The organism is Vibrio sp. L5-1, assembly GCF_021728315.1.
Lineage (GTDB): Bacteria > Pseudomonadota > Gammaproteobacteria > Enterobacterales > Vibrionaceae > Vibrio > Vibrio splendidus_K.
On sequence record NZ_JAKKCQ010000002.1, the window covers coordinates 458693 to 471299 of the forward strand.

Consider the following 12607-nt stretch of genomic DNA (forward strand, 5'->3'; position numbering starts at 1 on the left):
ACATCAACAAAAAAAGCGCTCAAAGATGAGCGCTTTATCTTCATAACAATGTCTAGTTCCGAGTTTCAGGCTTAAAGGCTTAAAGGCTTAAAGGCTTAAAGGCTTAAAGGCTTAAAGGCTTAAACCACGATTAGTGCGTAATGGAAACCGCAGTTAAATCTTTATGCTTGTGGTACATCGCGTGTTTGAATATCAGATTCGCACTCACGGTATCCATTCCTGCGACTTCTACATAAGCGCCCTTTTTACGGAACTTAAATACGACCTTATCAAGAGCCTCAACCGACGTGTTATCTAGGAAAGACGCATCCGAAATATCGATGGTCACTAAAGAGGTCGCATTGTCATAATCAAATAGATCGACAAACGCATCTGAAGAAGCAAAGAAGACATGGCCTTTTACTCGGTGGGTAGTGTGCATTTCGTTAGTCACCACTTCATCGGATATAAAGACCATCGACTTGCTAGCATGTGCATAAAACAGAGCCGATAGCACCACGCCAACCGCAACACCTATTGCGAGATTGTGAGTAAACACCACCACCGCCACGGTTGCTAGCATGGTTACGTTAGTTGGGAGTGTGTGGTCTTTAAGCTCAACAACAGAACGCCATGAAAACGTGCCGATTGAAACCATGATCATCACAGACACTAAAGCGGCCATCGGTATCAGCTTCAACCAATCAGAAACAAACACCACCATTAGCAGTAAAACAACCCCGGCGATCAGACTGGATAATCGGGTTAAGCCGCCAGATTTGATGTTAATGATCGACTGGCCAATCATCGCACACCCCGCCATACCACCAAATAAAGAGGCCACGATATTCGCTACACCCTGCCCTTTGCATTCATTGTTTTTATTACTTTCTGTATCAGTCAGATCATCGACGATCGTCGCGGTCATTAAGGACTCTAATAAGCCTACGAGGGACAGAGCAATAGAATAAGGAAGTATGGTCGCCAGCGTATCAAACGTGAATGGAATATTAGGAATCAAAAATACCGGGAGTGAATCGGGAAGCTTACCCATATCGCCAATTGTTCTGACATCCAAACCAAAGAGCAGACTGACGATAGTAAGTACTACGATGGCAATCAATGGAGACGGTATCGCACTGCCTAATTTAGGGAAATAAGGAAGCAGATAAATGATCGCTAAACCAAGAACGACTAACAGGTAAACGCTTGATGGCACATTGATGAGTTCGGGGAGTTGCGCCATGAAGATAAGAATCGCGAGTGCGTTAACAAAACCCGTTATGACTGATTTTGAAACAAAGTTCATTAAGTTACCCAGCTTGAGATAACCCGCGGCAATTTGAATCACGCCAGCAAGGAATGAAGCGGCGAGTAGATATTCTAGCCCGTGGTCTTTAACTAAAGTAACCATTAACAGTGCCATTGCGCCCGTTGCTCCGGAGATCATTCCCGGACGACTTCCAACCAAAGCGGTGACGACACAAATACAAAAAGATGCGTACAACCCTACTTTAGGATCTACGCCTGCGATAATTGAAAATGCGATAGCTTCAGGGATCAATGCAAGTGCAACGACAATCCCAGATAATGAATCTCCTTTAACATTTGATAACCAGTGTTTTTTTAAATAATTAAGCATGTAATTCTCTTTTACTTATACAGTCATCCCTGCCTTGTTGAGACATAATTTGATCGACTGTTTTTCTTGAATGAGCGAGCGCTCGAAAAGTGCGGGTGTAGAGAGAATGCAGGGGCTAAGGCGGCGTAATTAACACGTGAATATTAAACTCCTCTGGTTTGTGATTGATTTGCTATTGAATAAGTAAGCTCAAGCCGATTGATAATAGGTACTAAGGTAAACAATACAAATTAAGCTAGCGAGTAAACATTAGACTAGATCGTAAGTATTAAGTTGGATCGTAAGCATTGAGCTAGCTTGAGCCGCGCCAATATAAAGTGAGTCTTGATGCAATCACACATTCATTATTGCAAACAAAGATTCCAAACCTATACCACCTCGTCAACGGTTACTGCTATTCATTAAAACGGTTACGGCTATTGACCAAAACGGTTACTAACCTAGTTTAACAGCCTAACTCGACATAACGTTTATAAACGTCTATAAACGTCTAACGGCAATTGCACCGCATGAAATCGAACAAAAAAACAACCCTTAGTGGTTTTTCTTGTCTGTAGACACAATATTTCTTTCGTCGAGCAAGAATAAAGGTTGAAGCTGTCTGTATGACAGGTAATATGTTCAATCGATTTAAAAAGTTTATACAACTCAATGTTTCGGCTAATTATTATGCAAATGTCTATTTGTTTGTATTAATGCCAGTACCTTTGAGTTGAATTTGTCCCTCAATGGAGAATGAAATCAACATGACTTACGCGCCTGTAACAGACGTACTTGGCGGCAAGCTAGCGGTAGACAGTGAAGTAACTGTTCGCGGCTGGATCCGTTCACGTCGTGATTCCAAAGCTGGAATCTCTTTCCTTGCCATTTATGACGGCTCTTGTTTCGACCCGATTCAGGCCGTGGTTCCTAATAATCTTAATAATTACGAAGACGAAGTATTAAAGCTAACAACTGGCTGCTCTGTTGAAGTAACTGGTAAGATTGTTGAGTCTCCTGCGAAAGGTCAAGACTTCGAACTAGCAGCAACTGACGTTAAAGTTGTAGGCTGGGTTGAAGACGCTGACACTTATCCAATGGCTAAGACACGTCACTCTATCGAATACCTTCGTGAAGTTGCTCACCTACGCCCACGTACAAACGTGATCGGCGCAGTAGCACGTGTACGTAACTGTTTATCGCAAGCGATTCACCGTTTCTACCACGAGCAAGGTTTCTTCTGGACTTCAGCACCGCTTATCACTGCATCTGATGCAGAAGGCGCTGGTGAAATGTTCCGCGTATCTACGCTAGACATGGAAAACCTACCTCGCACTGACGAAGGCAAAGTTGATTTCAACGAAGATTTCTTCGGTAAAGAGACTTTCCTAACTGTATCTGGCCAACTTAATGCTGAAGCTTACGCTTGTGCACTAAGCAAGGTTTACACTTTCGGTCCTACGTTCCGTGCTGAAAACTCAAACACAAGCCGCCACCTAGCTGAGTTCTGGATGGTTGAGCCTGAAGTTGCGTTTGCAGACCTTGACGATGTAGCAAAACTGGCTGAAGACATGCTTAAGTACGTTTTCGCTGCTGTTCTTGAAGAGCGCCGCGACGACCTTGAGTTCTTCGCTTCTCGCATCGACAAAGAAGCAATCACTCGTCTAGAGCAATTCGTAGACGCTGATTTCGCACAGGTTGACTACACTGACGCAATCCAAATCCTACTAGATTCTGGTAAGAAATTTGAATTCGACGTTGAGTGGGGCATCGACATGTCTTCAGAGCATGAGCGTTACCTAGCTGAAGAGCACTTTAAAGCTCCTGTTATCGTTAAGAACTACCCGAAAGACATCAAAGCTTTCTACATGCGCTTAAACGACGACGGTAAAACAGTTGCAGCAATGGACGTACTTGCACCAGGCATCGGTGAAATCATCGGTGGTGCACAACGTGAAGAACGTCTAGACATTCTAGACGAGCGCATGATTGGCATGGGTATCGACCCAGAACACATGAGCTGGTACCGCGACCTACGTAAATACGGCACCGTGCCACACGCAGGCTTCGGTCTTGGCTTCGAGCGTCTAGTATCTTACGTAACAGGTATGGGCAACGTTCGTGACGTGATTCCATTCCCACGTACGCCACGCTCTGCTAACTTCTAATCTCAGCTTTCTTCTTTCAGAGAAGTCAGTATAGATAGATAAAAACCTCCGTATATACGGAGGTTTTTTTATACGCGCTCATTTATAAGGGCATGTTCATAAGCGCCATTGATAAGCGCCTACTGATAAAAGCTTAACTGCTCAATCTACTCGACAGTACGAACCAAAAAGTGATCTAAAAGTATCTTCTCGCCCGTCTGTTCTAGCGGCTTAAATTCAATCACCATCTGATCACCCTTTTGCTCAAAAGCATTCACTTTAAAGAATAAACTATCCTTATCCGCCCTAATGTTATGAGCAACCTGACGACCATTTACAAACACATCAAAAGCGGGCGCTTTTGGGTTTGCAGGAATGACAGTTTCAAAAGTGTACGTTTCACCTTCTTGCGCATAAGCGGTGTTGTAAATACCGCCATCCTTCGTCCAATAAGTACCATTAAAGTCCATACTTCCAGCTTTCCAGTAGCTGTAAAAGGCATGAAGATCTTCGATACTGTTCTGGGTCGTTGGCGTCCATCTTACGTCACCAAGATTTACTGGCTTCGAGTAACTAAACCCATGCGTTCTCATATCCTTGTTTAAGGAATCTAATCTCCCCAAAACATCATCAAAGGTATCTTGCCAACCAAGCTCGCCATAATATTGAAGGCCAATTTCTCCAATAATGTAAAACTCGTCGTCTCGTTCAATCGTAATGCCTGAACCTGAGTCGCCATGGATGATCAGCCACTGCAAATCACTTTGAGGCATGATCACCGGGTTATATTTATATTCAGCTAACCATTTCTTATCTGTGTCATTGTACTTAACAAATTTCTTTCCGCCATTACGGCCGTTGTAGTTGCCAAAGCCAACGCTATTTACTTCATAAACCTCTGAATGATCGAACATCCCTTTCTCTGGTAACTTCGCAGGTTTAATACCGGTTATTGGCGTGTCTAAGCGCACCAGAGCGAAATCATAAATGCCATCGGTAAATTCATACTCCCCCCACTCACCATCAGGGTCAGTAGTCGCACGTGATGTATGAATAACGTTGTATTTACCGTTCTCATCTTTTTCATAAGAAGAGCAAGTTACTGCATTTTCATACCCTTCACTTTTAGAGCCTGATACGTGATTTGCCGTTATCACCCAGTAAGGGTCAATCAACGTTGCCGAGCCTGCATTCATATGACATGCAAAATCGAACTGAGTTTGTAGAGCGAACGTTTTGTGTTGAGTGACCGAACGATCCATTTTCCCGAGACCTGAGTGAGCAGAAAAAGTCGCTACAATTGCTGATGCTAGAATGATTCTTTTCATGTTACTCAACCTCTCTCAACTGGATAGCCTCAATAGCGTGATAGCCTTGTCTCGATTCAAAATCAAACTGCCTATATTGGCGTGAATATGAGATTTCTACGATGTCATCTGGCGATTGAGATTCGAAAACAATCGTATTTTTAACACTGGTCATGTGAAATGAAATGTCATTTTTAATTGTGATGCATTGCTTGTTAATACATGCCGTCACATCAGCAGAAGACAGCCAATTATGTGTATAAAGCTCTACAGAAAATCGCCCTTCTTTACTCGGCTGAACGTCAAAAGAAAAACCACTAGAACCAACAAGCAAACCTGAAAAAGCCAGCTCTTGGTTATAATCCGTAGAGTCGCCGTCTTGCCAGTAGTAACGATTGCCAACTGCATTTTTAGTCTCTGAATTAGCGACTTGTTTTAAATCACCAATAACCTTCACATCACCAATTAAGGCGCTATTGGGTTTATCTTTTCTTTGATGCTCTCCATAAAGAAAAGCCCAATCTAAGCCGTTTAGATCCACCTCTCTTGCGTAACGATACTTTCCCTCATCAAGCTCATAGCCGATAAATTCACTGGAAATAGACAATCTATTCGTACCAACTTCCGAAAAATTGCTTAGTCGATTCAAATCAACATGGAGTTCGCTTGCTGAAGCATTGGTGGCTAACAAAGCCAACATGCACAGGTTTGTTTTTGTATATTTCAATCTCATAATCCCGCACCTCAATTAGTCATAACCAATTGTAATAAATGGGGAATTTAAACCTGTAAGGTACTGTAAGCCCTTAACTGGGTCACTTTTATCGCACAGCGACCAATAATTGACGTGAATATATAGCAATGAAAGGTAGGCTCTAGTTATTTCCCAGCACAACCAATAAGCCAAGTTTTTGACTAAAGGTGATGCATATTCCAAATAATCACCATTTCGCGCTTACACAGACTTACAAAGCCTGTGGCATTAAAGTATGAGATAGCCTTCAGAGCTCAGGTTTGATGCCATTATTCAAAAATTCAGGTTATTTGAAACAAAAAAGCCCTGCCAAATTCTGGCAGGGCTTAAAATAATTCGACTGGATAATCGGCTTAATCGACATCTTGGTCGATAGCGTATTTTATCGCGAGACCGCAGATTGCCATCATAACGAACGGGATAGCCGCTGTTGTATATTCAGCCCAAGCCATATCAGCGAAGGCTTTTGCCAGCAATACGTGGCCGAGAATAAGCAGAAGCGCACACACAATCGCGACGATAATCAGCTTAACTTCATTTCCCATAGTCATTTTCAACATAACGGTATCTCCAATATTTGGTCTAACTGTATTGAATCACAACTCTTTGTTGTACAAGGCGTACAGTTGCACCAGAAACAATCCGTACAGTTGAAATCATTGTCTGTTTTATGAGTGACTTAAGATTTTACGAATGCGTAAGTTGATGTGCCAGTTTGCCAAGCAAGATTAGTGCTTGTTCTTTCTCTTCTGTGAGTTCATAAGAGAAGTTCAATCTGATCGCGTTATCTACTCTGCCCTGCTCACTAAACAGATCGCCTGAAGCGACGCTGATCCCCTGAGCAATCGCTAGTTGGTAAAATTGTTGACTGTCGAATTTGGCGGAAAGACGAATCCATATGAAGTATCCACCAGCCGGTTCTTCAATCTCGACGGAATGCGGGAAGTACTGCTTGATGACCTCAATGAATCGCTCTTTTCTCACTAGAAGATTTTTACGTAATTTACGAAGGTGATTGTCGTAGCTTTCATGTGTTAAGAAGTGTGCGACGCCAAGTTGAACAGGCGCACTACTCGACAGTGTAGAAAGAAGTTGCAGCTTTTGAATGGCATCATTGAAACGCGTGTTCACAACCCAGCCGACCCGATAACCCGGACACAGACTTTTTGAGTACGAACCACAAAGCAGAACAGAATCGGTCTTATCGAAGGCTTTTAGTGGCTTGGGTTTATGCCCTTCGAAGTAGAGGTCACCATATACGTCATCTTCAATAATGTAGGTTTCGTGTTGTTCTGCAATCTCAACCACACGGCGCTTCGCCTCTTCAGACAAACTTGTTCCCGTCGGGTTTTGAAAGGTTGTCATCAACCAACACGCTTTCACGTTTTGAGTTTTCAACGCGTGTTCAAACTGTTGGAGATTCAACCCATTAACAGGGCATACATCCACTTCAATAGGGTTAAGCCCTAACCTCTCAACGGCCTGTAAAGCACCATAGAAAGCAGGAGATTCAATCACAACATTATCACCCGACTTAGTAACCGTTTGCAGGCTTAAGTTAAGCGCTTCCATTGCGCCAGAGGTAATCACGATATCTTGATGGTTAACCGTAATGCCTTGTTGCAGGTAACGCTGCGCGATTTGTCTTCTTAAGGACTCACTGCCCGGTGGCAGATTATTAATGACACTCGCGCCAGTCATTTTTCTGCCAGCACTCGCGAGATTTCGGGTCAAGGTAGGTAAAGGAAACAGATCAGGGTCTGGGAATGCTGAGCCAAAAGGAATCACACCTTCTGCGGAACTCGACTTCAAAAAGTCGAATAAGCGATCATTAATGGCTTTCTTTTGGTGTACTAACGGCAGTTCATAATCAACGCCGTCCACACGTGGTGCAACAAAGTAGCCCGACTGAGGCTTAGCGATGATCCACCCTTCGCTTTCTAACAATTGGTAGGCTTGTAAGACAGTACTATTACTGACGTTGTAATTTCGACAACTCATGCGTACCGAAGGGATCTTCTCTCCGGATCGCCAAGTGTTATTAGCGATCTGAGTTCGAATATCCTTTGCAAGCTCTTCATAACGCGCCATCTAATTGTACTACCTAGATAAATTCTAATAAGCCGAGGATTTTATCACTAACGTTAACAACTATTGCTGCTATCCATATGATTGGACCTAATTTCTATAATAGTGTGAATTGGTTCACAGATAACTTTGTATGCTTTGCTAAGTTTGTAACCAAGGCGGGAGCCAAGTTCGCTCTACGCCTCTATAATTTGATGTAACCCAAAAAACATGCGAGATAACAATGAAAAAAATAGAAGCAGACCAACTAAGTTATAAAGGAGAGTCAAACGGTGTTCATAGTTGGACAACACCAAGTGGGCAGCCATACTACTGGCACCCAGATTGGCTACATATCGCTGAAGATGCGACAGGTTCACATCCAAAGCAGAAAATCGACATCGACCAAGATAAAGCTCCAACTCAGAAACACGCGGTATCTGCAATTCTTAAGCACCTAAACCAGTGGGCAACCGACAAACTGGCGTCTCATCCTGATATTGAAACAAGCTCTATTGAAGCTGAAATCAATCTAAAAAAATAATACGCAATGAGGCGTATCGGCTTTGACTGTTTTCACGAACGAGCAAGCCAAGATCGATCACTGAATAGCCTCGAATCTCAATCGAGGTTATTCACATATACGCATAGTAATGCTGCAATAATCCTCACTTAGTTAACAAATCACTTACACACACCAATTTCTTGTATCATTCAGCGAAAGCTATCGATAGAATTTCTGGTCCTATTTACGCAAGTCATTCAAGTTATGTATATTTCAAAGCAAGCAATGCGTCTTGCAAAGTAAAATATGCGTACTTAAAACTCGTGAATCTAGTAAGAATTATACAGACCAGAAACGAAACTGAACAAAGGCTTATCGATGGATACATCAAACTATAATCAATCGCTAACAACCCAGCTATATGCCATCGCTGGTGTGCTTTTTGGCACCTATGGCAGTCGGGTATGCCCTATGCTCGACACCTTAACGACGTTAGAAATTTTCACTCAAGTGAGTGTCGTTTTTGCCTTAGTCTGGTTTGCGCGCCATTACCTATTAGCCCGCCATGCTTTAGTTAAACAAGGTCGGTTTGCGCAGCTAGACACCTTGTTGTTTTTTGCTGCTAGTGTCCCTTTTGCGCTTTATTACAACTTAAGTTATGACTTCACCATCGATAGCAATTTAAAAGTGCTCTTTGGAATGACGTTATTTGGCTTCTTTACTGGAAGCATTCTTCAGTTGAAAGCTAAACTTACGCAAATGGATAAAATGGAACATTCTGGGCAGTTTGACTTCCAACTGATTGGCGAACGAAGTTCATTAGTTAAACAAATGGTCGGTTTAGTCATCGTACTTCTGATCACGCTGACCACCATGCTGACGATGGTTGCCGTTAAAGATATCTTTTGGTTAGAACATAACCCAGCTCGCTTACTGGACGGCACAGGTAAAGTCAGCGTGATTAAAGAGTTCATCTACCTTGCGTTGGTGCTTGGTGGATACGCAATAACCATCATGACATTGTGGAGCAAGTTGATTAAACGCATTCTCCTGAGCCAAGAACACGCGTTGAACAAGGTAACTAAAGGCGAGCACGGCGTTCGTTTGCCTATTTTTGGCTATAACGAACTGGGTTCTATGGCGTCAATGACCAACACCATGCTTGATAGCCTCGAAACCGCACAAAACGAAGTCAAAACTACCCGTGATGTTGCAATTGTAAGCCTGTCTGCACTCGCAGAATCTCGAGACAATGAAACTGGCGCCCATATTCTAAGAACCCAAGAATACGTTAAGGTACTCGCACAAGAACTCAGCAAATCTGAAACGCACTCTACTTTGTTAACACCAAATTATATCGAGTTGCTTTATAAGTCGGCTCCCCTGCATGACGTCGGCAAGGTGGGTATCCCTGACAATGTTTTACTAAAACCGGGGAAATTAACCGACGAAGAATTTGAAATAATGAAGGGCCACCCTGCAATTGGCGCTGAAGCCTTGTCTATCGCAGAAAAGCAGTTGGGAAGCTGCTCTTTCTTAAAAGTCGCAAAAGAAATATCACTGACTCACCATGAAAAATGGAATGGCAGCGGTTATCCAAATCAGCTGTCTGGTGAGGACATTCCATTATCCGGTCGCTTAATGGCATTAGCCGATGTTTATGACGCGTTAATATCAAAACGAGTCTACAAGCCAGCCTTTACTCATGAACAAGCTAAGCAGATTATCTTAGAGGGCAATGGGACGCATTTTGATCCGCAAGTTGTCCAAGCTTTTCTGGCTGTCGAACAAGAGTTTGTTTCGATTGCCGCGACCTACAAAGATGGCAAAAATGTACCAAGTGAACTCGAGCGTGAAAGCTTTATTGCTCAACCAGCCTAATCTATATTAAAACCACTAACTTCTTGCACCCTATAGGTTAATCCGTAGGGTGTTTTGTTATCAAATACCCTCTTTAGTCAATAAATCTGATTGAAATGGATTTTTTTTGGCCTTTCTGTTCACTTCGTATTGTCTTAAAAATTCCATACAGGTATAACTACCCATAGATACTATCCCCTCTCAATTGACATGGATGAAGATTATGTTTGAAAAAGTGTTAGCTGCTCCCGCCGATCCTATCCTCGGCCTTACTGAAGAGTTTAAAAAAGACTCTCGTGCAGAGAAAATCAACCTTGGTGTTGGCATCTACAAAAATGAAGCTGGCCAAACGCCTGTACTTAAAACAGTAAAGAAAGCAGAAGCTGCACTTCTTGAAAGCGAAAAAACCAAATCTTATCTGACAATTGAAGGTACAGCTGAGTACGGCCTAGCTGTTCAGAAGCTTCTTTTCGGTTCAGACGCAGAGATCGTAACGTCTCAACGCGCGAAAACTGCACAAGCTCCTGGTGGTACTGGTGCACTTCGCGTTGCTGGCGAATTCATCAAGCGCCAACTAGGCGATGCTAAAATCTGGATCAGTAACCCAACTTGGGCAAACCACAACGGCGTTTTCGCTGCCGCGGGTATCGAGACAGCTCAATACAGCTACTACAATGCTGAAACAAAAGACAAAGACTTCTCAGGCATGGTTGCTGACCTAGAGAAAGCTTCTGAAGGTGATATCGTTCTTCTTCACGGCTGCTGTCACAACCCAACAGGTATCGACCCAACAACTGACGAGTGGGAAGTGCTGGCTAAACTGGTTGCTGAGAAGAAACTGCTACCTCTATTCGATTTTGCTTACCAAGGTTTTGCAAAAGGCGTTGAAGAAGATGCAGCTGGTCTACGTATTTTTGCTCAGTACAACAAAGAGATCCTTGTTGCTAGCTCATTCTCTAAGAACTTCGGCTTGTACAACGAGCGTGTGGGCGCATTCACTCTAGTTGCAGAATCTGCAGGCGTAGCAACGACAGCGTTCTCTCAAGTTAAGAGCATCATCCGCTCTATCTACTCTAACCCACCAGCGCACGGTAGTGCTGTAGTAACTCACATCCTTGGTGATGCTGATCTACGTGCTGAATGGGAAGCGGAAGTGGCAGAAATGCGTGACCGTATCCAAGAGATGCGTGAGCTATTCGTAACAACATTGAAATCTGAAGGTGTTGATGCAGACTTTACATTCATCGAGCGCCAAAACGGCATGTTCTCGTTCTCTGGCCTAAGCAAAGAGCAAGTAACTCGCCTGAAAGACGAATTCGCTATCTACATTGTTGGTTCTGGCCGTATCAGTGTTGCTGGCATGACTAAGTCAAACATGGGTCCTCTATGTAAAGGTCTTGCTGCGGTTCTTTAATCGAAAAGCGAAACCTTTATCTGTCGACCTATAGGTATGCAAAAGCCAGCGATTAAGCTGGCTTTTTTGTGTCTGTCTCTTTGTATATAAGAGCTATTAAGGCACTTAGCCTTTTCGTTACTAACACTTAGTCTCTGTGTACTAACGCTTAGCCTCTGCGTTACTGGTTAGTACTCTAAGAAGAACTCTACACCTAGCTCGTTAGTACGCTCACTACGAATCTTACCTTCGCCATCTCGGTGTTGATAAGAGCCACCAATCGCAAACTTGTTGGTCACCAGATAGCGTAAACCTAGGTGATAGATCTCTTCATCAAACAGGTCACTGCGATTTGCTTGCACACTACCGTTCGCAATCCAGCGTTTGGCGAAGCCATAGTTAAGTTCGGCTTTAATCCCTTGGATAAACTCGGTATCTGAAGACTCAGTTCGGTTGGTATCGTTATCTTCCACCTCCCCCTTAGTGATACCAAGCAGGTAGTAAGCCACTATATCTAAATCTTTCTTAATGCTGTAACGGTAACCAACACCTGGCATAAGCGTATCAATTCGAGTTGTCGTGTCATCCGGGTGAATAAAGCGCGCACTGTAGTCGCCCAACAACAACCAATCATCCGTCATCGCGTAACTGACGCCTAATCCATACGATGAGGCATTATTATTGCCACCTGCATCTTCATTTAAACTGCCCGAATGCGCGGTGGCATATATATGGTCATAATCAAGAATATCCACCGCGTTAGTGTCCGCCCACAAACTTGGAGAAAACATAAAAACTACAGGTACCAAACTAAGCTTCCACTTCGACATTCCTATCATCCTTCAACTGTCACTCCGTTAACTGAAAGATTAGTCTATCCATAAGACTTTAAAAAGGTTTTAGCTCACAGATTGATTTGTGCCGGAAAATTATTATCAAATGTTGTACCATGAAATCATACAAACCAATGGATG

10 protein-coding genes are annotated in these 12607 nt (G+C 43.1%); 4 read left to right on the forward strand and 6 right to left on the reverse strand.

The window, feature by feature from the left end; translation table 11 throughout:
• Nucleotides 1–130: 130 nt before the first annotated feature.
• Entirely contained in the window at nucleotides 131–1621 is a 1491-nt protein-coding gene (locus L3V35_RS08875) for a SulP family inorganic anion transporter (RefSeq protein WP_171314645.1), read from the reverse strand.
• A gap of 746 nt (nucleotides 1622–2367) precedes the next feature.
• On the opposite strand from L3V35_RS08875, the gene asnS reads away from it, so the two are divergent.
• Entirely contained in the window at nucleotides 2368–3768 is a 1401-nt protein-coding gene (asnS, locus tag L3V35_RS08880) for an asparagine--tRNA ligase (RefSeq protein ID WP_004734710.1), read from the forward strand.
• A gap of 146 nt (nucleotides 3769–3914) precedes the next feature.
• On the opposite strand, the gene L3V35_RS08885 is transcribed toward asnS, so the two are convergent.
• The 4 genes from L3V35_RS08885 to L3V35_RS08900 all read right to left on the reverse strand — a co-directional run bounded on the left by L3V35_RS08885 (nucleotide 3915) and on the right by L3V35_RS08900 (nucleotide 7899).
• Nucleotides 3915–5075: a trypsin-like serine protease gene (locus L3V35_RS08885; protein WP_146458110.1), complete on the reverse strand. Its 1161-nt coding sequence runs from the start codon at nucleotides 5073–5075 to the stop codon at nucleotides 3915–3917.
• A gap of 1 nt (nucleotide 5076) precedes the next feature.
• Nucleotides 5077–5754, reverse strand: a complete 678-nt coding sequence (locus tag L3V35_RS08890) for a hypothetical protein (protein WP_171307832.1) — start codon at nucleotides 5752–5754, stop codon at nucleotides 5077–5079.
• A 407-nt stretch (nucleotides 5755–6161) separates the two neighbouring features.
• Complete coding sequence (locus tag L3V35_RS08895; protein ID WP_004734707.1) at nucleotides 6162–6368, reverse strand: hypothetical protein; 207 nt, start codon at nucleotides 6366–6368, stop codon at nucleotides 6162–6164.
• A 127-nt stretch (nucleotides 6369–6495) separates the two neighbouring features.
• Nucleotides 6496–7899, reverse strand: coding sequence for a PLP-dependent aminotransferase family protein (locus L3V35_RS08900; protein ID WP_171307725.1), 1404 nt, complete (start codon nucleotides 7897–7899; stop codon nucleotides 6496–6498).
• A gap of 220 nt (nucleotides 7900–8119) precedes the next feature.
• Between L3V35_RS08900 and L3V35_RS08905 the strand changes: the two genes are divergently transcribed.
• The 3 genes from L3V35_RS08905 (at nucleotide 8120) to L3V35_RS08915 (ending at nucleotide 11654) form a co-directional block, all read left to right on the forward strand.
• Nucleotides 8120–8419, forward strand: coding sequence for a hypothetical protein (locus tag L3V35_RS08905; RefSeq protein ID WP_017074608.1), 300 nt, complete (start codon nucleotides 8120–8122; stop codon nucleotides 8417–8419).
• 339 nt (nucleotides 8420–8758) lie between these two features.
• Nucleotides 8759–10261 (forward strand): HD domain-containing phosphohydrolase, encoded by a 1503-nt coding sequence (locus L3V35_RS08910; protein WP_054546566.1) that lies wholly within the window; start codon nucleotides 8759–8761, stop codon nucleotides 10259–10261.
• Nucleotides 10262–10463: 202 nt separating this feature from the next.
• Entirely contained in the window at nucleotides 10464–11654 is a 1191-nt protein-coding gene (locus L3V35_RS08915) for an amino acid aminotransferase (RefSeq protein WP_237299398.1), read from the forward strand.
• A gap of 167 nt (nucleotides 11655–11821) precedes the next feature.
• Here the strand turns inward: L3V35_RS08915 and L3V35_RS08920 are convergent, their stop codons facing one another.
• Nucleotides 11822–12463, reverse strand: coding sequence for an outer membrane beta-barrel protein (locus tag L3V35_RS08920; protein ID WP_237299399.1), 642 nt, complete (start codon nucleotides 12461–12463; stop codon nucleotides 11822–11824).
• Nucleotides 12464–12607: the final 144 nt, after the last annotated feature.

Bases quoted from the DNA above. Each gene is read 5' to 3' on its own strand.
- L3V35_RS08895 (WP_004734707.1), bottom strand. From the start codon at position 6,368: ATGTTGAAAATGACTATGGGAAATGAAGTTAAGCTGATTATCGTCGCG.
- L3V35_RS08915 (WP_237299398.1), top strand. From the start codon at position 10,464: ATGTTTGAAAAAGTGTTAGCTGCTCCCGCCGATCCTATCCTCGGCCTT.
- L3V35_RS08875 (WP_171314645.1), bottom strand. From the start codon at position 1,621: ATGCTTAATTATTTAAAAAAACACTGGTTATCAAATGTTAAAGGAGAT.
- L3V35_RS08885 (WP_146458110.1), bottom strand. From the start codon at position 5,075: ATGAAAAGAATCATTCTAGCATCAGCAATTGTAGCGACTTTTTCTGCT.
- L3V35_RS08900 (WP_171307725.1), bottom strand. From the start codon at position 7,899: ATGGCGCGTTATGAAGAGCTTGCAAAGGATATTCGAACTCAGATCGCT.
- asnS (WP_004734710.1), top strand. From the start codon at position 2,368: ATGACTTACGCGCCTGTAACAGACGTACTTGGCGGCAAGCTAGCGGTA.
- L3V35_RS08920 (WP_237299399.1), bottom strand. From the start codon at position 12,463: ATGTCGAAGTGGAAGCTTAGTTTGGTACCTGTAGTTTTTATGTTTTCT.
- L3V35_RS08910 (WP_054546566.1), top strand. From the start codon at position 8,759: ATGGATACATCAAACTATAATCAATCGCTAACAACCCAGCTATATGCC.
- L3V35_RS08905 (WP_017074608.1), top strand. From the start codon at position 8,120: ATGAAAAAAATAGAAGCAGACCAACTAAGTTATAAAGGAGAGTCAAAC.
- L3V35_RS08890 (WP_171307832.1), bottom strand. From the start codon at position 5,754: ATGTTGGCTTTGTTAGCCACCAATGCTTCAGCAAGCGAACTCCATGTT.